The following is a 22139-nucleotide window of genomic DNA, read 5'->3' as shown; positions in this document are numbered from 1 at the left end:
ACAACGAAGTCTTAACAAAGGATGGCAGGACTTCGGTCATTCCATACGGGCAATATCTGTTCATCGGGGCTGGCAATTATGAGACTTGCCTGGCCTGAGCTTTGCGGCTGCCACGCATGTACTTCTGGAACACGGTCTCGAGGATATCCGGGCTGACGGGCTTCAGGATGACATCGTCCATGCCGGCATCGGCGCATTCTTTGCGGTCACGCTCGAAAGCCTGGGTCAGTACGCCAATGATCGGTGTATGCGATCCGCCATCCTTTTCGCTGCCGCGGATCAGCCGCGCGGCCTCAAAGCCGTTGAGGCCCGGCAAGGAAATATCCATCAGGATCAGCTCAGGACGATGCTCGCTCCATAGACGCACCGCCTCGTCACCGGTCGGGGCGATCATGTAGCGGTATCCAAGCCCCTCGAGGATCTGCGAGAAGACGATCTGGTTGATGTCATTGTCCTCAGCAACCAGGATCTGCAGGCCGTGTTCTTCGCCGCCCGCCGCAATCTGCCAGTGCTCCGCCCCGCTCTCGGCGCTCCCGCCGGGTTTGCGGCGGATGTTGCGGTTGAAGTGCCGCGCAATCAGGAAGGTAAGCTCGGAGGCAAGCTGCGAGCCGTCCAACGACAGCGCCGGCACGCTCTGCCGCTCCGCCAGTTCCATGCCGCGATTACCGAGCAGGTTGTCGACGATCACCAGATCGATCTTGACCCCGAGGGAGCTCGCGACATCCAGGAACGCCGCCTCTTCGTTTTCATTGTGGACCGAGCAGGTGTCGAAGCCGTATTTGGCGAGCATCTTCAACGCAGCCGTTTCGGCGGCGAGATCGCTGGTCACCACGAGAATCTTGCGGCCGGAGAAATTCTCGGGAACGAAGGTCTCCATGGCCGAAGGGCGGCGCGATATAGTCTGAAGCGCCGCCATCGGCACGTAGGCACGCCGGTAGGAACGGTCGCTGTTCTCCTTGATCTCCCTGGCAAGCGCGAATTCGTCGAAATCGGCTCCGTCCTTCGGCAGGTCCTGCATGGTGGCAATGAGGAAATAACGGCCAGGCTTGCCGATGCGCTGCTTTCGCGTGACCACGTCGCGCTCGACGCCGTCGCGTGAGATCTGCCGCTGGTGCGTGATCGACATTTCGCCGGTCTCGATGACATGCCGGTCGCTTTCCTCGAAGCGGTTGGCAATATCGGTAGAGAAGAGATCGGCGCCCTTGCGGCCCAGCACCTCCTCCGGCGTGGTCTGGTATTTGTCGCTGAACGCCTTGTTGACCGCAACATAGACCATGTTGCAGTCCTTGACGAACAGCGGAAACGGCAGGTTGTCGAGGATATCCTCGGTGAGCTGCACGCGTTCCATATCGATGCGCCACTGCTCCTCGCGCTTCTTCACCTCGGAAATATCGGAAAGAATGCAGACGCCGAACCCCGATGGCAGCCGGCGCTTGACGAAGCGGACCCAACGATCCGCGCCAACGCGCTCCGTCGTCTCGAACCGCTCGCGCCAATGGGAGGCAATACGCTGCGAGATCCAGTCGTCGCGCGTTACCGCCGATCTCGCATGGCCATTCGGATGCCGCACGCCGGTATCGAAAACCGCGCCTAGATAATCCCGCAGCCGTGTGGACGGTTGCAGGAACTGCGGCGGGATCGGGAAGAAATTCAGGACCTGGCGGCTGGCAAACAGCAGCAGATCGTTCTTGTCATAGACGAGGACGGCGCTGGAAAGCCCATCGCAGACGGCATCGAACAGCGCCGCCTGCAGATTGCCGTCCGACGGCGCATCTTCAGTCATCACTGCAAAGGCTGCCTTGCCAATCTCGGCAGTCATTCGTCCGCTTCCTACATCTATCCGATTACAGCACGCCAAAGCTTAAGAGCCGCGATAGCTCTCGAGATCAATTTGTGGAGACATCATGCTGGCATGGGTGCTTGAAACAGGCGGAAGCCGGCTCATGAAGAAATGACGGCCACCAACCTGCCGCCAAGAGCCGTATGCGAGCAAAAAGCGCGCCACCTGCAATCATTTCAAGTTTTCCAAGGGCAACCTGTCATCTTTCCCTTAATCATTGATTAAATTTGTGAACAAAGCCCCCAACCTGAATCGGGTGGATGATAAGAGGCGAACAGCGATTTCTCTTTCCAGTTCGTCCCGAATCCACGAAAATACAAAGATGGCCATCAAACAACTCTCGGAAACCCTGATCAACCAGATCGCCGCCGGCGAAGTCATCGAGCGGCCGGCGAGCGCTGCCAAGGAGCTGATCGAAAATGCGCTGGATGCCGGCGCGACACGCATCGAAATCGCGACGGCCGGTGGCGGCAAGGCGCTGCTGCGGGTCAGCGACAACGGCTCCGGCATGGAGCAGGCGGATCTCGAGCTTGCCATCAAGCGGCATTGCACATCGAAAATTTCCGATACGCTGGAAGACATCCGCACGCTCGGTTTCCGTGGCGAGGCCCTGCCCTCCATCGGCTCGGTGGCGAGACTGTCAATCGCCAGCCGCAGGGTCGGCAGCCCCGGCGGCGCCGAGATCGCGGTGGCGGGCGGCAAGGTGCTGTATCTGCGCCCGGCAGCGGCCAATCCGGGCACGATCGTCGAGGTGCGTGACCTGTTCTTCGCGACACCGGCGCGGCTGAAATTCCTGAAGACCGAGAAGGCTGAAGCGGCAGCGATCACCGAAGTGGTCAAGCGCATGGCGATCGCCTTTCCGCAGGTGCGCTTCGTGCTGTCCGGCAGCGACCGCTCGACGCTGGAGTTTCCCGCGACGGGCGACGACCGTCTCGCCCGCATGGCGCAGGTGCTCGGCAAGGACTTCAAGGACAATGCGATCGAGCTCGACGCTGCGCGCGAGGATGTGAGCCTCACCGGCTTTGCCGGCGTGCCGACCTTCAATCGCGGCAACTCGGCGCACCAATATGCCTTCGTCAACGGCCGGCCGGTGCAGGACAAGCTGATCCTGTCGGCGATCCGTGGCGCCTATGCCGAGACCATACCGTCCGGGCGTTATCCCATCGCCGTTCTGTCCATCACGCTCGACCCGGCCCTCCTCGACGTCAACGTGCATCCGGCGAAATCCGATGTCCGTTTTCGCGATCCCGGTCTGGTGCGCGGCCTGATCGTCGGCGCCATCCGCGAAGCCCTGGCGCGCGAAGGCGACCGCGCTGCGACGACAGGCGCAGACGGCATGCTGCGCGCCTTCAGCCCCGGTTTCCAGCCGGGATGGCGGCCATCCGCTCCAAGTGCGCCTTGGACGCCCGAGGCTTCGCCATCACGGCCCTATCAGCCGGCGGCAGCCAACGGCTATGGCTTCAGGGAACGGCCGCAAGCCGCCTTTGATGGCCTGACCATGCCTACCGCCCGCACCGAGAGCACACCATCCGTCGAGCCGGCGCATACCGAGGAGCCGGCACGCTTCCCCTTGGGTGCTGCCCGCGCCCAGTTGCACGAGAATTACATCGTCGCGCAGACCGATGACGGCCTCGTCATTGTCGACCAACACGCGGCGCATGAGCGGCTGGTGTTCGAGGAAATGCGCAAGGCACTGCATTCCAAGCGCCTGTCTTCGCAGGTGCTGTTGATCCCCGAGATCGTCGACCTGCCGGAAGAGGATTGCGACCGGCTGATGGTGTTTGCCGACGAACTGGGCGAGCTCGGCCTTGCCGTCGAACGCTTCGGCCCCGGCGCAATCGCCGTGCGCGAGACGCCGGCCATGCTCGGCGAAGTGGATGCGCAAGGGTTGATCCGGCAGTTGGCCGACGAGATCGCCGAGTGGGACACGGCCTCCGGCCTTGCCGCCAAACTCGAATATGTTGCCGCCACCATGGCCTGCCATGGCTCGGTGCGCTCCGGCCGGCGGCTGAGGCCGGAAGAGATGAACGCACTGCTACGTCAGATGGAGGCGACGCCGGGCTCGGGCCAGTGCAATCACGGCCGGCCCACCTACATAGAGCTGAAACTCTCGGACATCGAACGGCTGTTCGGACGCAGCTGAGCGCGGATATTGTCAAAAGAACTGGAAAAGTCCGGCCTGGCGCGTTATGGCAAACAGGTGACAAGTATTGAGGACGGCAGCAGATGAATCTTTTTGAAGGACACGGAAACCGCGAGGCGAAGGTTCGCTATCTCGACGGCGATTTCCAAATCCTCATGCCGGGCTCCTATGTCGTTTGCGCCATGACCGGCCGGCATATCGTGCTTGATGAGCTGCGCTATTGGAGCGTCGCCCGGCAGGAACCCTATGCCGATGTCATGTCTTCACTGGAAGCCGATAAACGCGCCGGTGTGCTTCCGAACCAGAAGCGCTGATTTCAGCACCCTTATTTCGCCTTCTGCCCTTCCCGCAAGCGACGGTCTCGCGCCGCTGCGATCGCCCGGTCGATGATCAGCTCCGGCGCGTGCGGGTCATCGAAGACCATGTCGATTTCGATGACGCGGCAACGCGCCAGGAGTTCGTCGGCGCGGCCATGATGGCCGATCAGGCGGACATAGTCCTTGGAGGTGGTGACGATCTGAAGACCGTCCCGAGCGGCCACGTCGAGAATGTCGGCGATATTATCTTCGCCGAGATGTTCGTGGTCGCCGTAGGTACGGCTCACCGCGATACTGGCGCCCAACGACTCGACCGTGCGGAAGAATTTAGTGGGATCGGCAATGCCGGCGAAGGCGAGCACCTTGCGCCCGCGCAGATCTTCCTGACCCAGTACCTTGATCGAGGCGGAGAAGAACGGCTTTCCGGCTCTTGCCGCCAGGCGCACGATCCGGTCGGCGGCGTTACCATCACCCACTTTCAGCAACCCTGATGTGTAGCCCAACTGCGTCCGCAGCGGCGCGCGCACCGGACCGCCGGGAACCAAATGCCCGTTGCCGATGCCTCGCGTGGCGTCGATCACCACCAAGGCATAATCGATGGCGAGTTGCGCGCTTTGAAAGCCGTCATCCATGATGATCAGATCGGCACCTTCGTGCACCAGTCGCTCCGCCCCCTCCGCGCGCCGGCGCGAAATGACCGTCAACGCCTCGCGGGCGAGCAGTAGCGGTTCGTCACCGACGGCGGTCGCATGATGATCATGGGGATCGACCACGGTCGTCACGTCGAGCGAGCCGCCATAGCCGCGGCTGAGAAAGCCGGGTTTCAATCCCTTGGCCTTGGCGGCACGGGCAAGCGCCAGCGCCGTCGGCGTCTTGCCGGCGCCACCGACCGTGAAATTGCCGACGCAGATGACCGGTACCGGAACGGAGGCACGACGGCCATGCACCATGCGATGGCCGGCCACGCGGCCGTACAGGAAGGAAAAGGGCGAGAGCCCCCAGGCCCGCCAATCCGGCTTCCGCCACCAAAACGGCGGTGCTTCCGATACCATGCTCTAATCCCGTCTCGCGTAGGCTGTTGCCCCATACGATCTCAGCAAGGCGGCAAGAAAGGGCAGATCAGATGAAAAAGCAAGCCTGTGCCGTACTCACACCGGCTGGGCGACCGGCAACAGGCTTTCCAGCTCGGTAATGTCGTTCAGGCAATAATCGGAAGCAGCGGCAAGCGATTCGCGCGAGCCGGTGCCCGTCAACACGCCGACCTTCAGGCCCACCCCGGCATTGTGCCCCATGTGCAGATCATGGTTGTTGTCGCCGACGACGGCAATCTGTTCGGGGGAGAGGCCCGTCGCCTTCGAGAAGCCGAGCACCATGCCCGGCTCCGGTTTGGTGCCGAAACCGCTGTCGTAGCCGGCGATATAATCGACATAATCCAGGAAGCCGAAGCGGCGGGCCGTCTGGCGGATCGAACGTTCATTGTCACTGGAGGCAACGCCGAGCTTGTAGCCCCGTTCGTGCAGGCGGCGGAAGAAAGCGGCGAGATCGGTGACCGGCGCGGAAAAATCGGCGGCATGGGAAAAAAGTGCATCCAGCTTTTCCGTCAGCTCCGCAACGTCCACTTTCGAGCCGGCCGCGACGAGACCCTCGGAAATCTGGCGAGTATTGCCGGCGGCGAGCAGGCTGTCGGGCACGATATGGCCGGTGACCGGATCCATGCCGCAGGCCAAGAGCAGATGGTCGGCAAGCACTGCGTCACCCTCAGCGGCGATGCGGGCAAGCTCACGGTTGACCGGCAGCCAGCTTGCGTCATAGTCGAGCAACGTGCCGTCCTTGTCAAAAAGAATGCCCGCGATCGTCTCCAGCTTCACCGCTGCCATAGAGTGCTCCCCCTCTTACCCCTGCGCCATTGTCTTCGGCATCAGCCGCGCCTTCACGGTCAGCGGATTGATGTAGGGCTCCAGCCCCTTGATAGTGGCGGCCAGCGCTCCGCGCATCTCATGCACAGCGATGAAGCCGGCATCGATCATGGCGCGCCGCGCCGCGTCGTTGGTCAAAAGATAATGCACGCCCCGCGCCAGCATCTCGGTGTCGCGCACCATGCGGGCGCTGCCGCGCCGGGCGAGCAATTGATAGGCGTCGCGAAAATTCTGGACATGGCCGCCCGTCAGGATGGCGCAGCCGAGCATGGCCGGCTCCAGCGGGTTCTGGCCGCCTTCGTTCAACAGCGACTTGCCCATGAAGGCGACCTCGGTCATGCGCAGATAGAGGCCCATTTCGCCGATCGTGTCGCCAAGGAAGACATCGACATCCGGCGAGAGCACATCGTTGCGGGTGCGGCGGGCGACCTTCAGCCCCTGCTCGACCAGCATCGCCTCGATTGCGTCGCAGCGATCGGGATGGCGCGGCACGATGATGGTGAGCTGGCCGTCATGCTCCGTCAGCGTCTTGTGGACGACGGCCGCCGCATTCTCCTCGCCCTCGAAGGTCGAGACGGCAGCCCAGGTCTTGCGGGTGCCAATCTGCTTCATGTAGCGGGCGAGCGTCGGCGCATCATAGGGCGGCGCATCGGTATCCACCTTGAGATTGCCTGATTTGATGACCTGCAGCGCGCCGAGATCGCGGAAGCGCTCGGCATCGAGATCGGATTGGGCAACGACCAGCGCGAGCTTTTCGAACATCGCCTCGGAAAGCGACGGATGTCCGCTCCAGCGGGCAAAGGAACGATCCGATATACGGGCATTGACGAGGATCTGCGGAATGCGCCGGCGCTCGAGCTCAAGCACGGTTGCTGGCCAGATTTCGGATTCGGCGAAGATGGCGCAATCGGGCTGCCAATATTCGAGGAAGCGGCTGACGGCCGGCTTCAGATCCAGCGGTACATATTGGTGGATGACCTCGTCGCCGAGACGCTCCTGCGTCACCTTGGCCGACGTCATCGTCCCCGTGGTCAAAATGACGTGAATATCGCGGCGACGGATTTCGCGGATCAAGGGAACGACGGCCGAGGTCTCGCCGACGCTTGCGGCATGGAACCAGATCAGCGGCCCCTGCGGGCGATTGGCGCTGGCATAGCCGGAACGCTCCAGCCGACGGGAGCTGTCTTCCTTGCCCTTGGCGGCACGAAACGCGAGATAAGGCCCGATCAGGGGATAGATCGCAATGCCGCCAAAGCGGTAAGCACCCAAAGCGAGGCGCGCCCTGAGGCTGCTCATCTCGACTGCCTCCGATCCAAGCTGATCGTCATCGATGCCAAATCCCAACTGTTCAACGGCCGAAAGATCGGCCGACTCTTCGTTCTGATTGCGTCAAAAATACCGCGTGATAACCGGATTGAAAGCGACAATGCCCCTCCGGACGGAAATATCAAATGTAAAATGGAGCGAAACGCGGCTTCAGGATGCCTTGTCCGGATCAAGCAAACGATGCAGATGGACGATGAAATAACGCATGTGAGCGTTGTCGACAGTCTGCTGCGCCTTCGACTTCCAAGCCGTCAACGCGGTCGCATAGTCGGGATACATGCCGACAATGTCGAGTTCCTTCAGGTTGCGGAACTGTACTTCCTCAAGGTTCTCCAATTCCCCGCCGAATACGAGGTGCAGGAGCTGCTTTTTATCGCTGGTAACGGTCATTTTCGTCTCTTTCTGCTGTCGTCCCCCTCCGCACTTCCTCTGCGGGATTTTGACCGAAACGTCAACCGTCTCGTCTGTGGGCAAGCTGGCGCAGGAGTTCCGGCAAATGGACAGCCGGTGCGCCACAGAGTTCGCCGTGGGAGACATCGGCGCGATTGTAGTTGAGCGGTTGGCCAGAGAGGTCGACCAGCGCGCCGCCCGCCCGCTCCAGGATGAGATCGGCGGCGGCAAGATCCCAATCGTGGGAGTTGCGCTTGACGATCGTCCCCTCGAGCCGACCGTCGGCGACCATGGCAAGGCGATAGGCAAGCGAGGGCACATGCTTCACCCGCTCGATTGTCTTGCGGAAATCCGGGCTTAGTCCGTGAAGCGCGTCCTCGGCGGTCGCAAGCCTTTGGACGTCATGCCCCATTCTGCCGGAAACGGCGATCGGCTCGCCATTCTTCAGCGCCGGGCCGCTCTTGGTCGCGACGAACAATTCGTTCAGCGCCGGTGCGTAGAGCACGCCTGCCGTCGGGCGCCCATTGGTGACGACGGCGACGCTGACGCACCACAGTTCAAGTCCCGAGAGGAAGCCGCGCGTGCCGTCAATCGGATCGACAACGAAAACGGTTTCATGCGACAGCCGCTCGGCATCGTCATCCGTCTCTTCCGAAAGCCAGCCGTAACCGGGCCGCGCCGGGCGCAGGATGGAGGCCAAAGTCTCGTTGGCGGCGAAATCGGCGGCACTGACGGGCGATCGCCCTTCATTCTTCCACCAGACCTCGGGCGACTGCCGGAAGAAGCCAAGAGCGACCTCGCCTGCCTGACGCGCCGCCTCGACGATCAGGTCCAGGTCGCTCGATGCAGCGCCCTTCTGGCTATCATCCATTCACAAAGTCCAATCTCTGGGTGGCTATGTGCTGGCTATGATCTTGTCCGAAAACCGCTGCACACTTTTCGGGATCATAGTCAACGCCCGGCCAGCGTCATGCCCTCAATGGCGAGCGTCGGCGCGGCAACGCTGAAATCGCGGTCGATATCGTTGGCCTGCGTCACGCGCATGAACATGTCCTTGAGGTTGGAGGCGATCGTCACCTCCGAAACCGCGAAAGTCAATTCACCGTTCTCGATCCAGAAGCCGGTGGCGCCGCGGCTGTATTCGCCGGTGATCATGTTGACGCCCTGCCCAATCAGCTCGGTGACGTAAAAGCCGTTGCCGACATTGCGGATCAGCTCTTCCGGCGAGATATCGCCGGGCTCCAGCGCCAGATTGGAGGAGGACGGAGAAACCGACGTGCCACCGCGCGCGCCGCGACCGTTGGTCTTGAGACCGCCGATCTCGCGCGCCGTCGAGGTGGACAGGAACCAGTGCTTCAGGACGCCGTCCTCAATCATCACCAGCCGCTTGCCGGTAACACCTTCGCCATCGAAGGGACGCGAGGCGGAGCCACGCACGATCAGCGGATCGTCGGTGATCGACAGGCCGGCTTTCAGCACCCGCTCGCCCATCTTGTCGCGCAGGAAACTGCTCTTGCGGGCAACGGACGCGCCGTTGATCGCGCCGGCGATATGACCGACGAACCCACGCGCCACGCGCGGATCGAAAACGACGGTCACGTCCTTGCCGGTCGGCACCTGACGCGGATTGACGCGCTTGACCACCCGCTCGCCGGCACGGCGGCCGATATCCGCGGAGGCATCCAGATCAGCGAAATAGAGGCGGCTGTCGAAATCATAGTCCCGTTCCATGCCTGTGCCTTCGCCGGCAATGACGCTGACGGAACGGCCGAAACGCGAGCCCATATAGTGGCCGGCAAAGCCATGCGAGGTGACAAGCACCATGCCACCCATGCCGGCGGATGCGCCCGAGCCGGAAGAATTGCTGACGCCGGAAACGGCGAGCGCTGCCTCCTCCATCTCAAGGGCCGCCTCGCGCAACTCGGCAGACGAAACCTCGGTCGGATCGAAGAGGTCGAGGTCGGGGTAACTTTTGGCCAGATCGGCGTCGTCGGCGAGGCAGGCAAAGGGATCTTCCGGCGAGACCTTGGCCATGGTGACGGCACGCTCGGCGAGCGCCTGCAGGTCGAAGCCTAGATTGGCCGAAACGCTGGCGACACGGTTGCCGACGAAGACCCGCAGCGAAAAATCATCGCTTTCGGAGGATTCTGTGCCCTCGACCTTGCCGAGACGAACGCTGACGGATTGCGAACGCGAGCGAACGACCACGGCATCGGCCGCATCCGCCCCGGCTTTCCGGGCGAGGTCGATCAACTGGCTGGCGCGGGAAAGCAGAGTGGCGGAATCGATTTCTGAGGACATGATTTGGCCTTTCCTTCGCGTTCCATTTATTGTGCACTACATAAAGCTACAAGGGCGGTGAAGCCGATTCTTGTCCGAATGTCGTCACGCATGGTTGTTTCTGACGATCATGCGCCGCAACACCGACTGCCCACAGAGAGAAACAGACGATGTCCGCGCCCAATGCCCTCTTCACCGAAACCCTGATGCTGCTCGGAGGCGCTGTCGTCACCGCGCCGATCTTCAAGAAATTGGGGCTTGGCACCGTGCTTGGCTACCTCGCCGCCGGCGTCGTCATCGGCCCGGTGCTGCACGGCATCGGTGATAGCGAGGCTGTGCTTGCGGTGGCGGAACTCGGCGTCGTCTTCCTGCTGTTCATCATCGGCCTGGAATTGAAGCCATCGCGCCTATGGCAGATGCGGCGCGACATTTTCGGCCTCGGCACTGCGCAGGTGGTGCTCAGCGGACTGGCACTGACGCTCGCCGCCTATCTCGCCAATATCACCGGTTGGCGTGGCAGCATCATTGTCGGCTTCGGCCTGGCGCTGTCGTCCACGGCCTTCGCCATGCAGATCCTCGAACAGGAGGGCGACGTCAACACGAAATACGGCCAGCGCTCCTTCTCCATGCTGCTGTTGCAGGATCTGGCGATCGTGCCGCTGCTTGCCCTTGTCACCGTTCTCGACGGGCCGAAGGAGGCTTCCAATCCAATACCGGACCTTGCTATTGCCGTTGGTGCTGTCGCGGCAATGATCATTGCCGGGCGTTACCTGTTGACGCCGCTGTTCCAGATCATTGCGCGCACCGGTGCGCGCGAAGCGATGATCGCGGCCGCACTCTTGGTCGTCATGGGTTCGGCGACCTTGATGCAGCTCGCAGGCCTCTCGATGGCGATGGGCGCCTTCCTCTCCGGCGTGATGCTGGCCGAATCCTCCTATCGCCACGAGCTGGAGGCGGATATCGAGCCTTTCCGCGGTATCCTGCTCGCCATTTTCTTCATCGCCGTCGGCCTGTCGCTGAAACTGGACGTCATTGCCGACAACTGGGTGCTGATCGTGCTCGCAGTCCCGGTCCTGATGATCATCAAGGGCTTGGTTATCTATGTCCTCTGCCGCACGACCGGCTCCTCGCATAATGATGCCATCCGCATCGCCTGCCTGCTGCCTCAGGGCGGTGAATTTGGTTTCGTGCTGTTCAGCACGGCCAGCGCCAGCGGCGGACTTTTCTCCGCCAGTACTGCCTCAATGCTGATCGCGATCGTCACGCTCTCGATGGCGCTGACGCCGCTCGGCTCCGCGCTTTCGAAGCGCCTCTTGAGCGGCGATACGCACGAGGAGCTGGACGAGGATTTCGAGGGCGCGGGCTCCGACGTGCTGATGATCGGCTTCTCGCGTTTCGGCCAGATCGCCGCGCAGATCCTGCTTGCCGGCGGCCGCGACGTCACCGTCATCGACTTTTCCGCAGACCGTATCCGCCAGGCCTCGAATTTCGGCTTCCGCATCTATTTCGGCGACGGCACCCGCAAGGACGTGCTGCGCTCGGCCGGCATCGACCATGCCAAGGTCGTCGTCATCAGCACACATCAGCGCGAGATCACCGACAAGATCGTCGAGTTGGTGCAGACGGACTATCCGCATGCCAGCATCTTCGTCCGCTCCTATGACCGCATCCACTCGATCGAGCTGCGCAACAAGGGTGTCGACTACGAGCTGCGCGAAACGCTGGAATCCGGCCTGCTCTTCGGCCGCCGCACGCTGGAAGCCCTCGGTGTCAGCGAAGCCGATGCCTACGAGATCGGCGAGGATATCCGCAAGCGCGACGAACAGCGGCTGGTGCTGCAAGCAAGCGAAGGGCTGCAAGCCGGGCGCGACATGCTCTTCTCACGCCCAGTCAAGCCGGAACCGCTGGTCAAACCCAAACGCGCCGCCGACATCTTCAGCGACAACGACGATCTCTCCGCTTTACCGGCGGAGGAGCCGGAACGGGCTTAGAACGTTTCAACGCAATTCCGGACGGAAAACCGCAGCACAGTTTTCCTGGAATTGCTCTAATTCTTCGCGGTGATCACCCGGTCGAGGGCGAATTTCAGTTCGTCCTTGACGCCTGCGGACATGGCAAGGATCTCGCGCGCCTTCAGGAAATCAAGCACGCCGGTGCGGCCAACGGAGGGCCGCAGGAAGATTTGCGGCGCTAGCAGCCGAAGCTTGAGTGCGATGTTGGACTGCATGGTCAACTGGCCGGCACCGAATAGGCTCTCGATGCGGTTTGGAAACTGGGTGCCGTCGCCTTCCGGCCCGCCGACGACGTCGATGCCGATGATGATATCGGCAAGCCCGGCCAGATGCTCGTAAGGAACCGGGTTCATGATGCCGCCGTCGATCATCACCCGCTCGCCGACCTTGACCGGCATGAAGACGGCCGGAATGGCAGCGGAGGCGGCCAGCACCGGGAAAAGCTCGCCCTTTTCGGTCACGACCTCCGCCTGGTCGTAATAATCCGTCGTCACCACCTTCAGCGGGATGTGCAGTTCGGAGAAATCTTCGGGAAAGGCAGGCGGCATGAAGGCGCGCAGGATGCGCTCGAGATTGAACTGGCCGAACCGGAAGCTGCGCACGGTGGCGGGCCTGAGGCTCCAGATCTTGTTGAGCACGGCTGAGCGGTTGCCGACGGTTGCGAGCGTATAGTCGCGGATTTCCGCGCCGCTCATCCCAGCCGCCATCGCCGCACCCATGATCGAGCCGATGGAGGCGCCAGCGATCGCAACCGGGCGAATGCCGAGTTCGTCCAGCGCCTCGATGATGTGGATATGGGCGAGACCACGCGCGCCGCCGCAACCGAAGGCGACGGCGACGCTCGGCGTGCTCGATGTCGCGAGCGTGTCGCTCCCGACAAAATCAGCATAATCGCCCATGGTCGTCTCCCTCCGCCGCTAGGCCTGCCGGGGCTGATAACGGAAGAAATGCATCTTGCTGTCGCCGAAGGTCCGCTCTTCGAGGAAGAGAAAATCCGGGGCGACTGTCACTGCAACGTCTGTCCGCTCTTCGAGGATCGCCAACGCGCCCGGCACCAGCCAGCGGCCCGCAGCAGCAGTCGCGAAAGCCTTCTCGCCCAAACCCTTGCCATAAGGCGGATCGGCGAAGAGGAAATCGAAAGGCTCGAGGTTGCCGACGCTGCCGAGATCGGTGGCGTCACGCCGCAGCATGCGCGTGCGGCCATGCAGGCCGAGCGCATCGATGTTTTCCCAGAGCAGACCACGACCCTCGACGCTGCTTTCGACGAAGAGCACATGACGGCAGCCGCGCGAGGCGGCTTCCAGGCCGACAGCGCCCGTGCCGGCGAAGATATCCATCATCCGCGTGCCATCAAGCGCCTCGGGATAGGCATGGGTCAGAATATTGAACAGGCTCTCGCGCGTGCGGTCCGCCGTCGGACGAATATCGTTCGACTTCGGAACCGCAAGCGACCGACCGCGAAACTCACCGCCGACGATCCGCACCGCGCCTTAACCCTTTCCGCCCTTCGGGCCGCCCCTACCGGGGCCACCACGGCTCGGACCGCTGCGGCTAGGAGACGGACGTCCAGCGCCGCCGGGCTTACCCGAGAAACTGCGTGCGCCGCCGGGCTTTCCGGAAGGCTTGCCGCCACCAAAGGACTTGCCGCCGTCCGGCTTCTTGCCGAAAGGCCGGCCGGCCGGCCGGTCACCGGCAGGACGTTCGCCTTGCGGACGGTCACTACGGGGAGGACGATCACCGAATGGGCGATCGCCACGAGGGCGCTCGGAGCGCTGCTCGCTATCGAACGACCGGGCGCGCGGACGCTCTTCACCCTCGGCGCGGGGCCGACGGTCACCCGTGGGACGATCGCCACGTGGACGATCGCTGAACGCTCGATCGCCACGGGGCTTATCACCATACGGACGGTCACTGCGAGGCTTGTCGCCGTAAGGGCGGTCACCGCGCGGCTTATCACCGAAGGGCCGATCGCCACGAGGACGCTCCGAGCGGGCTTCGCCCTGGAATGATTTCGCACGGGGGCGGTCGCCGCCCTCGGGCCGCGAGCCACGTTCACCGCGGGGACGGTCGCCAAAAGCTTTATCTCCGCGGGGCTTGTCACCATAGGGGCGATCACCACGGGGCTTGTCACCGAAAGGACGGTCACCGCGCGGGGGACGGTCGCCTTGAGGGCGATCGCCACGGGGGCGGTCGGAGCGCTTTCGGTCGGAACCTTGGTCATCGCCGCGTGCCGTGCGCGGTGCTTCCTCGCTCGCGCGGATCCATTCGCCATCCGCCTCTGCGACGCGGTTGACGCGAACGCGCGGGCCTTCGTCCGGACGGTCGAAGCCGCTGCGCTGCGGGCGCTCGGGCTCGCCACGCTTGGTGGCAGTTCTGGTATTCTTGGCAGCTTTCGCGGCAGCCTTCTCGCCGAGCGGACGGGCGCCGGGCGCCATCCAGACATTGGCGTTGCGGCGCGCGCCGAGCGGCGGCCGCTTCGGGCGGTCGTCTTCGTTGCGGCCACCTTCTCGGCGTCCTTCGTCACGACGATCGTCGCGCTTGGTGTCGAGACGGCTCAAAGCGCGTTCACGCTTATCCTCAGGACGCTCGCGGTCGCGCCTCGGGCGCTCCTCTTTCGCGGCACGTTCCGGTTTTGCGGCGCGCTCCGGCCTGGCTTCAGCCTCATCCTCGCCGGCAGGCGCCGAGGCGTTGTACAGCGGCGCATCGAAATTCGCCTTGGCGTCTTCGACCAGACGAGGGCCAAGCTGATCGCGCAGCGTGCGGCCGCGCACTTCCAGCGCCCGGCCTTCCGGCAGGTCGCCGAGCTGGAACGGCCCGTAGGAAATGCGGATCAGGCGATTGACCTCGAGACCGAGCGCGCCCATCACGTTCTTGATTTCGCGGTTCTTGCCTTCGCGCAGGCCCATGGTGATCCAGACGTTGGATCCTTGCGTACGATCGAGTGTCGCTTCGATCGAGCCGTAGAGCACGCCATCAACGGCAATGCCGTCCTTCAGCTTGTCGAGCGCTTCCTGACTGACCTCGCCATGGGCGCGCACGCGATAGCGGCGCAGCCAGCCGGTGGTCGGCAGTTCCAGCACGCGGGCAAGGCCACCGTCATTGGTGAGCAGCAACAAGCCTTCGGTGTTGATGTCGAGACGGCCGATCGACATGACGCGCGGCAGTTCTTCCGGCAGATTGTCGAAGACGGTCGGGCGTCCTTCCGGATCGGCATTGGTGGTCACCAGGCCGGCTGGCTTGTGATAGAGCCAGAGGCGCGTGCGCTCGATGCCGCGGATCGGCACACCGTCCACTTCGATCTTGTCGGCGAGCGTCACGTTGACGACCGGGCTGTCCAGCAGCACGCCGTTGAGCCTGACGCGGCCGTCCATGATCATACGCTCGATATCGCGGCGAGACGCCACGCCGGCGCGCGCCATCACCTTGGAAATGCGCTCGGCCTTTCCATCACCACCGTCGATCTCTGCAGACACCCTGGCGGGCGCTGCCTTCATCGGCTTGGCATCGTCGCGTTTCATCGCTGGCTTCGTCTTGGTGTCGCGGGTAAAGGGCTTGGACCCAGGCCGCTTGGGCTTGTCATTCATTGTCATTTGTTGTTTGCCTGAATTTTTAAGGCGTGTTCCTATCAGGTCACGCCCCTGCGGTTAAGTGGAAAATCTTAAATGGCGAATACAAATCACTTCATGAAGCTGGCGCTCGCCGAAGCACGAAGCGCCGGAGCACGTGGTGAAGTGCCGATCGGAGCCGTCCTCGTGCTCGACAACGCCGTCATCGCCAAAGCCGGCAACCGCACCCGCGAGCTCAACGACGTCACCGCCCATGCCGAAATCGCCGCGATCCGCATCGCCTGCGAGGCGCTCGGCCAGGAACGCCTGACGGGCGCCGATCTCTATGTGACGCTGGAGCCCTGCACCATGTGCGCGGCGGCCATCTCATTTGCCCGCATCCGCCGCCTCTATTACGGCGCGGAAGATCCGAAAGGCGGCGGGGTGGACAACGGCGTGCGCTTCTATCGCCAGCCGACCTGCCATCACGCGCCGGAGGTCTATTCGGGCATTGCCGAACGGGATGCGGCTGACATTCTCAGGGAATTCTTCCAACTGAAACGGCAGGAAGACTAAAAAAGCGGCGGTTCAGGCCGCCGCTTCATGCTCGGAAAGACTTATTGGAACGGCTTCCACCAGCTGCTGCTGTTGGACTGCTGCGCTGCCTCGGCATCCTTCTTGCGCTGCTTTTCCTTTTTGCTCTCGGGCGTACCGACATCGCTCAACGCCGTCGGGTCGGAGACCTGACGATATTGCTGCGGCGGATCGATCAGATAGCGGCGCTGATTATAGGTGCCTGCCTGATCCTGGCGCGCGGCGCGATAAGCTGCCGTCTGCTCCACTTCCGTCTTGCGGTTGCGGCCGCTGTCAGCCTGAGCGAGCGGCGAGCGATAATTGACGTCGTTCTTGTTCTGGTCGGCCTCTTCAGCCAGACGCTTGCGCGCATCTTCCGGCGATTCCAGCCAGGCCGGGTTATCCTTGCTCGCCAGCGTCTGCTGTGGCGTGGTCAAGGCTTCCCTCTGGTTTGCAGCGGGGAGAACCAGACCGGGGCGGTTCGGATAAATCACACCCTTGTCCTTCGGCGTGGCGGCCGAAATAGAGGCGATGTCGCCGAGGTCGTCCAAGAGCTGCACGCCGGCGGTCTTGTCCGTGCCGTATCTCGGGCTGCTCAAGCAGCCGGACATCAGACCGCAGCCAACCACGAGTGCCGCCAAGCTGACGCCAACACGAACCCTATGCATCGCTCTCATGAAAACCCTTCCCAGCCATGCCGGTGCAACTATCGCGGACCCCAATTCATGCCAACTGCCGCAAAAATCGGGCCATTTTCAGGCAGCTTTTACCGGATGAACGCCTCGAAGGCAATTCACCCGGCAATTTTCTTCAGTTGCCCACCGCCAATTCGCGCAAGGCCGCGGCGTCACGCGCCGAGACGTCGGGATATTCCTGATCGGACCCAACGTCGGTGGTGATGCGCCAGGAACGGGCACATTTGCGGCCTTCGGCCAGTGTCGGCACGACGCTTACCTTGGCGGCGTCGTCCAGACGGAAGGCATCGGCCGGGCCTTCGCCAGCGCTGACGGTGATGCCGGAGGTGATGCAGATCTCAGCCAGATCCTGCCCCTCCAGCGCCTTCACCAGCTCCGGATCGGCGACATAGACAACGGGAGCGGCTTCCAGCGAGGAGCCGATGCGCTTGTCCTTGCGCTCGATTTCCAAAGCGCCGGTGACGACGCTGCGCACGGCGCGGATCTTCTTCCACTTCTCGGCCAGCGCCTCGTTCTTCCATTCGGTGGGAACGGCGGGAAACTGTTCGAGATGCACCGAGACCGCCGATGGATTGCGCGACAGCCACGCTTCTTCCGTCGTGAACGGCAGCATCGGCGCCAGCCAGGTCACCATGCAGTCGAAAATCGTGCGAATGACGGCAAGGGCCGCGCGGCGGCGCAGGCTCGACGGGGCGTCGCAATAAAGCGCATCCTTGCGGACATCGAAATAGAAGGCCGAAAGCTCGACATTCGAGAAATCGATGAGCGCGCGGGCGATGCGCTTGAAGTCGAAAGCGTCGTAGCTCTCGCGCACGAGCTCATCGAGCTCGGCGAGACGGTGCAGCATCAGCTGCTCCAGCTCCGGCATATCGGCGTAAGCGATCACCTCGCCCTTGTCGTGCGCCAGCGTGCCGAGCATCCAGCGGATGGTGTTGCGCAGCTTGCGATAGGCGTCGACGTTGGTCTGGATGATCGCCTTGCCGACGCGCAGGTCTTCCGCGTAGTCGGAGGTCATCACCCATAAGCGCAGGATATCGGCACCTGCATCCTTCATCACTTCTTGCGGCGCTGTAACGTTGCCCTTGGACTTCGACATCTTCTCGCCCTTCTCATCCATGGTGAAACCATGGGTGAGGACGGCATCGTAAGGCGCACGGCCACGCGTCGCGGCACTTTCGAGCAGCGACGAATGGAACCAGCCGCGATGCTGGTCGGAGCCTTCGAGATAGAGATCGGCAGGCCATTTCAGGTCCGGACGATCTTCCAGCGTGAAGGTATGGGTCGAGCCCGAGTCGAACCAGACGTCGAGGATATCCATGACCTGCGTCCACGGCTCGTTGGCCTTTTCGCCCAGGAAGCGCTCGCGCGCGCCTTCGGCAAACCAGGCATCGGCCCCTTCCGCGTCGAAAGCTTCCAGGATGCGGGCGTTGACGCCGTCATCCTGCAGGATCTCGCCTTCATCGTCGACGAAGATCGCGATCGGAACGCCCCAGGCGCGCTGGCGCGAGAGCACCCAATCCGGGCGCTGCTCGATCATGGCGCGCAGGCGGTTCTGGCCGCTGGCGGGCACGAAGCGGGTATCATCGATCGCCTTCAGCGCGCGAGACCGCAGCGTCGTGCCGTCGGCAAGGTCCTTGTCCATGTAGACGAACCATTGCGGCGTGTTGCGGAAGATGACCGGCTTCTTCGAACGCCAGGAATGCGGATAGGAATGCTTCATGCGTCCGCGCGCGAAGAGCGTGCTCGTCTCGATCAGAGCCTTGATGACGAGATCGTTGGCATTGCCCTTCTTACCGTTGTCATCCATGACGCGGCCGCCGTCAAAACCGGGGGCATCGGCGGTGTAGAAGCCGGCGTCATCGACCGGGAACGGGATGCGCGAAGAGATACCGCGCGCTTCCACAGCGCGAGCATTGGCCATCCAGACGTCAAAGTCCTCTCGGCCGTGGCTGGGCGCGGTATGCACGAAGCCGGTGCCGGCATCGTCGGTGACATGATCGCCGTCGAGCAGGGGAACCTTGAAGTCGTAGCCGAGCGAAGCCAGCGGATGAGCGCAGACGAGCGCGCCGAGCTCTTCGGCTTCCAAATCGCATATAGATTCAAGTTTGACCTTTGCTTTGGCAGCACACTCCTCTGCCAACCGCTTCGCGAAGATAAGTTTCTCGCCCGGTTGCGGACCAAAACTATTCTCGGCTGCGGTAACTTTGTAGAGCCCGTAGGGTACTCGTGACGAATATGCAATCGCTCGATTGCCGGGGATCGTCCAAGGTGTAGTTGTCCAGATGACAACAAACGCACTTAACAAATCCTGCAGTCGCGCATCACTAGCTGTACGAAGCGCCCCTTTCCGAACTTCACTGATTTCTGCTTCCACGACCGGGAACTTCACCCAGATCATGTCGCTCTCGACGTCGGCATATTCGACTTCGGCTTCCGCCAACGCCGTGCGCTCGACCACCGACCACATGACCGGCTTCGAACCGCGATAAAGCTGGCCGGTCTTGGCGATCTTCAGCAACTCGCCGGCGATGCGGGATTCGGCGTGGAAGTTCATCGTCAGATATGGATTGTCGAAATCGCCGACGATGCCAAGACGCTTGAACTCTTCGGACTGGATCTTGATCCAGCCGGCGGCGAAGTCACGGCATTCCTGGCGGAATTCGTTGACCGGAACCTCGTCCTTGTTCTTGCCCTTCTCGCGGTATTTTTCCTCGATCTTCCACTCGATCGGCAGGCCGTGGCAGTCCCAGCCCGGAACATAGTTGCTGTCATAGCCGCGCATCTGGAACGAGCGGGTGATGACGTCCTTGAGGATCTTGTTCAGCGCATGGCCGATATGGATGTTGCCGTTGGCATAGGGCGGGCCGTCATGCAGCACGAACTTTTCACGGCCGGCGGCGGACGCGCGCAGCACCTTGTAGAGGTCCATCTCCTGCCAGCGCTTGACCAGCTCCGGCTCCTTCTGCGGCAGGCCGGCGCGCATCGGGAAATCGGTCTCGGGCAGGTAGAGGGTCTTCGAATAGTCGAGTTTTTCAGCGGTATCGGTCATGGTTCTGACAATTGCCTCGGCGTCTCGGGCATATCGCGCCAATAAGGCGCAGCCATAGGGGGATTTTTTCGGCGGCGGTAGCGCCTCAAGAACGGGCGCCAAGAACCCGGACCTTCCGGCAGCTTAAAGCGCGCGGAAGGCCGGGCCAATAATTCGTATCGATAGGCTCAGCCGAAATTGGGTCATAATGGGCGGTTCATAAGCGCTTTTTGAGCGGAAAGGAAGAGGAATCCACCGCGACAAGGCACAGAAAAGCCGCGGACGTTTCCGCCCGCGGCTGATTGTGGAGCCGGCCCGATCAGGCGTGGGCCGGAGCGCGCGCCGGTATGACCGCGTTGAGGATCACCGACACGATGATATTGGCGGCCAGCGCCAGCAGTCCCGTGTAGACGGTGAAGCTGGTATCTCCGAGAGAGACCATATGCAGCGGTTTCCAGCCGGCATCCCAGACAAGATAGGTACCGCCAAAGAAGCCGACGACCCAGCCGGCCAGCAGAGCGGGCGCGCGGAACCACTTGGTATAGAGGCCGAAGACCAGCGCCGGCAGCGTCTGCAGGATCCAGATGCCGCCGAGCAGCTGCAGGTCAAGCGCGAACTGCGTCGGCAGGAAGATGATGACGAGAAGCGCGCCGACCTTGACGACCAGCGAGGTCATCTTGGCAACCTTCGCCTCGCCGGCATCAGAGACCTGCGGATTGATGTAAGCCTTCCAGAAGTTGCGGGTGAAGAGGTTGGCGGCGCCAATGCTCATCACGGCAGCCGGCACCAGCGCACCAATCGCGATGGCCGCGAAGGCGAAACCGGCAAACCAGCTTGAAAACAGCGACTGGAACAGCGCCGGCACGACATCATTGGGGCTATCCAGCTTCAGATTTGCCGCGTGGCCCATATAGCCGAGCAGGGCCAGCAGGCCGAGCAGCAGCGTATAGGCCGGCAGCATCACGGCATTCTTGCGGATGGTGTTGCCGCTGTTGGAGGCAAAAATGCCGGTCAGCGTGTGCGGATACATGAAGGCAGCCAGCGCCGAGCCGAGCGCCAGCGTCGCATAGGCGACATACTGGTTGCCGCCGAGCACCAGGCTGCCTGCCCCCTTGGCCTGGAAAGCCGCATCGGCGGAAGCAAAGACATTGGCGTAGCCGCCGAGCTTGGCCGGAATGAGCGCAATGGCAGCGATCACCACGATGTAGATCATGATGTCCTTGACGAAGGCGATCAGTGCCGGAGCGCGAAGGCCCGCCGAATAGGTATAGAGCGCCAGGATGATGAAGGCGACGGCGAGCGGGAATTCGCCATGCAGGCCCAGCGCCTTGAACACCGCCGTCATGCCGACGAGCTGCAAGGCGATATAGGGCATGGTGGCGATGACGCCGGTCGCGGCAACTGCCAGTTCGAGCGCACGCGAGCCGTATTGACCATGCACGACATCGCCCGCCGTGACGTAGCCATGATCCTTCGCGCGCTTCCAGAGAAGCGGCATCACCATGAAGACGAAGGGATAAACGACGATCGTATAGGGCAGCGCGAAGAAGCCATAGGCGCCGACCGTGTAGACCAGGGCCGGGACGGCAATCACGGTATAGGCGGTGTAAAAGTCGCCGCCGACGAGGAACCAGGTGATCCAGGTGCCGAAGTTGCGGCCGCCAAGGCCCCATTCGTCGATACTGGCAAGGGTCTTCGGCCTGCGCCAGCGCGCGGCGACAAAGCCCATGACGGTTACCAGCACCATGAAGAAAATGAAGACGGCAAGTGCCGTCGGGTCGATATCAGTCATCATGGCGCATGCTCCGGTAGGCGATCCAGGTCAGGAAAGCGGTGATCGGCACCCAGGCGAGCTGGTACCAATAGAAGAAGGGGAAACCGAAGAGAACCGGATCGTGAGCGTTGTAAAAGGGGACCCAGAGCAAGCCAATATAGGGAATGACAAGCAGCCAGCAGGCCGCCGTCCCAAAGCGTTTATCCATTTCGAGTGCCTTTCGGAGACTGGCGCACCGACTCACGCCTGATCGCGGATAAGGATTAACGCATATGACGCTTGGCTCAAGGCAAAAAAATG

General features: G+C 62.4%; 18 protein-coding genes. 4 read left to right on the top strand and 14 right to left on the bottom strand.

Annotated elements, in window-relative coordinates:
- Positions 1–76: 76 nt before the first annotated feature.
- The gene (locus HB780_RS29690; protein WP_183691627.1) at positions 77–1819 is read right to left on the bottom strand and encodes a response regulator; all 1743 of its coding nucleotides are present in this window, start codon (positions 1817–1819) and stop codon (positions 77–79) included.
- Between the two features lie 343 nt (positions 1820–2162).
- On the opposite strand from HB780_RS29690, the gene mutL reads away from it, so the two are divergent.
- Both mutL and HB780_RS29680 read left to right on the top strand, forming a co-directional pair.
- Complete coding sequence (gene mutL, locus HB780_RS29685) at positions 2163–3983, top strand: DNA mismatch repair endonuclease MutL (protein WP_183691625.1); 1821 nt, start codon at positions 2163–2165, stop codon at positions 3981–3983.
- Positions 3984–4066: 83 nt separating this feature from the next.
- A complete protein-coding gene (locus HB780_RS29680; RefSeq protein WP_183691623.1) occupies positions 4067–4297 on the top strand; it encodes a DUF2093 domain-containing protein in 231 nt (76 codons plus the stop codon).
- A gap of 11 nt (positions 4298–4308) precedes the next feature.
- On the opposite strand, the gene lpxK is transcribed toward HB780_RS29680, so the two are convergent.
- The 6 genes from lpxK to HB780_RS29650 all read right to left on the bottom strand — a co-directional run bounded on the left by lpxK (position 4309) and on the right by HB780_RS29650 (position 10233).
- A complete protein-coding gene (gene lpxK, locus HB780_RS29675) occupies positions 4309–5352 on the bottom strand; it encodes a tetraacyldisaccharide 4'-kinase (protein WP_183691622.1) in 1044 nt (347 codons plus the stop codon).
- 96 nt (positions 5353–5448) lie between these two features.
- On the bottom strand, positions 5449–6177 hold the full coding sequence (locus HB780_RS29670) for an HAD family hydrolase (RefSeq protein WP_183691619.1): 729 nt from the start codon (positions 6175–6177) through the stop codon (positions 5449–5451).
- A gap of 15 nt (positions 6178–6192) precedes the next feature.
- Complete coding sequence (waaA, locus tag HB780_RS29665) at positions 6193–7512, bottom strand: lipid IV(A) 3-deoxy-D-manno-octulosonic acid transferase (RefSeq protein WP_183691617.1); 1320 nt, start codon at positions 7510–7512, stop codon at positions 6193–6195.
- A gap of 180 nt (positions 7513–7692) precedes the next feature.
- On the bottom strand, positions 7693–7932 hold the full coding sequence (locus HB780_RS29660) for a DUF4170 domain-containing protein (protein ID WP_183691615.1): 240 nt from the start codon (positions 7930–7932) through the stop codon (positions 7693–7695).
- Between the two features lie 61 nt (positions 7933–7993).
- The gene (locus HB780_RS29655) at positions 7994–8803 is read right to left on the bottom strand and encodes a 3'(2'),5'-bisphosphate nucleotidase CysQ (protein ID WP_183691613.1); all 810 of its coding nucleotides are present in this window, start codon (positions 8801–8803) and stop codon (positions 7994–7996) included.
- Positions 8804–8883: 80 nt separating this feature from the next.
- Positions 8884–10233 carry a TldD/PmbA family protein gene (locus HB780_RS29650; RefSeq protein WP_183691611.1) on the bottom strand — a complete coding sequence of 450 codons (1350 nt, stop codon included), beginning with the start codon at positions 10231–10233 and terminating at the stop codon, positions 8884–8886.
- A gap of 149 nt (positions 10234–10382) precedes the next feature.
- Here HB780_RS29650 and HB780_RS29645 point away from each other — a divergent pair, with 149 nt between their 5' ends.
- Positions 10383–12203 (top strand): monovalent cation:proton antiporter-2 (CPA2) family protein, encoded by a 1821-nt coding sequence (locus tag HB780_RS29645; RefSeq protein ID WP_183691609.1) that lies wholly within the window; start codon positions 10383–10385, stop codon positions 12201–12203.
- A 56-nt stretch (positions 12204–12259) separates the two neighbouring features.
- On the opposite strand, the gene HB780_RS29640 is transcribed toward HB780_RS29645, so the two are convergent.
- The 3 genes from HB780_RS29640 to HB780_RS29630 are packed head-to-tail and all read right to left on the bottom strand — an operon-like array spanning position 12260 to position 15814.
- The gene (locus tag HB780_RS29640; RefSeq protein WP_183691607.1) at positions 12260–13123 is read right to left on the bottom strand and encodes a patatin-like phospholipase family protein; all 864 of its coding nucleotides are present in this window, start codon (positions 13121–13123) and stop codon (positions 12260–12262) included.
- An 18-nt stretch (positions 13124–13141) separates the two neighbouring features.
- Entirely contained in the window at positions 13142–13708 is a 567-nt protein-coding gene (rsmD, locus tag HB780_RS29635; protein WP_183691605.1) for a 16S rRNA (guanine(966)-N(2))-methyltransferase RsmD, read from the bottom strand.
- A 6-nt stretch (positions 13709–13714) separates the two neighbouring features.
- A complete protein-coding gene (locus HB780_RS29630; protein WP_183691603.1) occupies positions 13715–15814 on the bottom strand; it encodes a pseudouridine synthase in 2100 nt (699 codons plus the stop codon).
- A 72-nt stretch (positions 15815–15886) separates the two neighbouring features.
- On the opposite strand from HB780_RS29630, the gene HB780_RS29625 reads away from it, so the two are divergent.
- Positions 15887–16345, top strand: coding sequence for a nucleoside deaminase (locus tag HB780_RS29625; RefSeq protein ID WP_007699793.1), 459 nt, complete (start codon positions 15887–15889; stop codon positions 16343–16345).
- A gap of 41 nt (positions 16346–16386) precedes the next feature.
- Here the strand turns inward: HB780_RS29625 and HB780_RS29620 are convergent, their stop codons facing one another.
- The 4 genes from HB780_RS29620 to HB780_RS29605 form a co-directional block, all read right to left on the bottom strand.
- A complete protein-coding gene (locus HB780_RS29620) occupies positions 16387–17019 on the bottom strand; it encodes a hypothetical protein (RefSeq protein ID WP_183691601.1) in 633 nt (210 codons plus the stop codon).
- Positions 17020–17152: 133 nt separating this feature from the next.
- Positions 17153–20086 (bottom strand): isoleucine--tRNA ligase, encoded by a 2934-nt coding sequence (gene ileS / locus HB780_RS29615; RefSeq protein ID WP_183691600.1) that lies wholly within the window; start codon positions 20084–20086, stop codon positions 17153–17155.
- A gap of 298 nt (positions 20087–20384) precedes the next feature.
- Positions 20385–21860, bottom strand: coding sequence for a monocarboxylate uptake permease MctP (gene mctP / locus HB780_RS29610; RefSeq protein ID WP_183691598.1), 1476 nt, complete (start codon positions 21858–21860; stop codon positions 20385–20387).
- On the bottom strand, positions 21850–22047 hold the full coding sequence (locus tag HB780_RS29605) for a DUF3311 domain-containing protein (protein WP_183691596.1): 198 nt from the start codon (positions 22045–22047) through the stop codon (positions 21850–21852). The genes mctP and HB780_RS29605 overlap by 11 nt, the downstream gene beginning before the upstream one ends.
- Between the last annotated feature and the right edge of the window lie 92 nt (positions 22048–22139).

The organism is Rhizobium lusitanum (genome assembly GCF_014189535.1).
GTDB classification, from domain to species: domain Bacteria; phylum Pseudomonadota; class Alphaproteobacteria; order Rhizobiales; family Rhizobiaceae; genus Rhizobium; species Rhizobium lusitanum_C.
The sequence above is the reverse complement of the archived record's forward strand: the minus strand, read 5'-3'. Positions and strand labels throughout refer to the sequence as shown.

Bases quoted from the DNA above. Each gene is read 5' to 3' on its own strand.
- HB780_RS29690 (WP_183691627.1), bottom strand. From the start codon at position 1,819: ATGACTGCCGAGATTGGCAAGGCAGCCTTTGCAGTGATGACTGAAGAT.
- mutL (WP_183691625.1), top strand. From the start codon at position 2,163: ATGGCCATCAAACAACTCTCGGAAACCCTGATCAACCAGATCGCCGCC.
- HB780_RS29680 (WP_183691623.1), top strand. From the start codon at position 4,067: ATGAATCTTTTTGAAGGACACGGAAACCGCGAGGCGAAGGTTCGCTAT.
- lpxK (WP_183691622.1), bottom strand. From the start codon at position 5,352: ATGGTATCGGAAGCACCGCCGTTTTGGTGGCGGAAGCCGGATTGGCGG.
- HB780_RS29670 (WP_183691619.1), bottom strand. From the start codon at position 6,177: ATGGCAGCGGTGAAGCTGGAGACGATCGCGGGCATTCTTTTTGACAAG.
- waaA (WP_183691617.1), bottom strand. From the start codon at position 7,512: ATGAGCAGCCTCAGGGCGCGCCTCGCTTTGGGTGCTTACCGCTTTGGC.
- HB780_RS29660 (WP_183691615.1), bottom strand. From the start codon at position 7,932: ATGACCGTTACCAGCGATAAAAAGCAGCTCCTGCACCTCGTATTCGGC.
- HB780_RS29655 (WP_183691613.1), bottom strand. From the start codon at position 8,803: ATGGATGATAGCCAGAAGGGCGCTGCATCGAGCGACCTGGACCTGATC.
- HB780_RS29650 (WP_183691611.1), bottom strand. From the start codon at position 10,233: ATGTCCTCAGAAATCGATTCCGCCACTCTGCTTTCCCGCGCCAGCCAG.
- HB780_RS29645 (WP_183691609.1), top strand. From the start codon at position 10,383: ATGTCCGCGCCCAATGCCCTCTTCACCGAAACCCTGATGCTGCTCGGA.
- HB780_RS29640 (WP_183691607.1), bottom strand. From the start codon at position 13,123: ATGGGCGATTATGCTGATTTTGTCGGGAGCGACACGCTCGCGACATCG.
- HB780_RS29630 (WP_183691603.1), bottom strand. From the start codon at position 15,814: ATGACAATGAATGACAAGCCCAAGCGGCCTGGGTCCAAGCCCTTTACC.
- HB780_RS29625 (WP_007699793.1), top strand. From the start codon at position 15,887: ATGGCGAATACAAATCACTTCATGAAGCTGGCGCTCGCCGAAGCACGA.
- HB780_RS29620 (WP_183691601.1), bottom strand. From the start codon at position 17,019: ATGAGAGCGATGCATAGGGTTCGTGTTGGCGTCAGCTTGGCGGCACTC.
- ileS (WP_183691600.1), bottom strand. From the start codon at position 20,086: ATGACCGATACCGCTGAAAAACTCGACTATTCGAAGACCCTCTACCTG.
- mctP (WP_183691598.1), bottom strand. From the start codon at position 21,860: ATGATGACTGATATCGACCCGACGGCACTTGCCGTCTTCATTTTCTTC.
- HB780_RS29605 (WP_183691596.1), bottom strand. From the start codon at position 22,047: ATGGATAAACGCTTTGGGACGGCGGCCTGCTGGCTGCTTGTCATTCCC.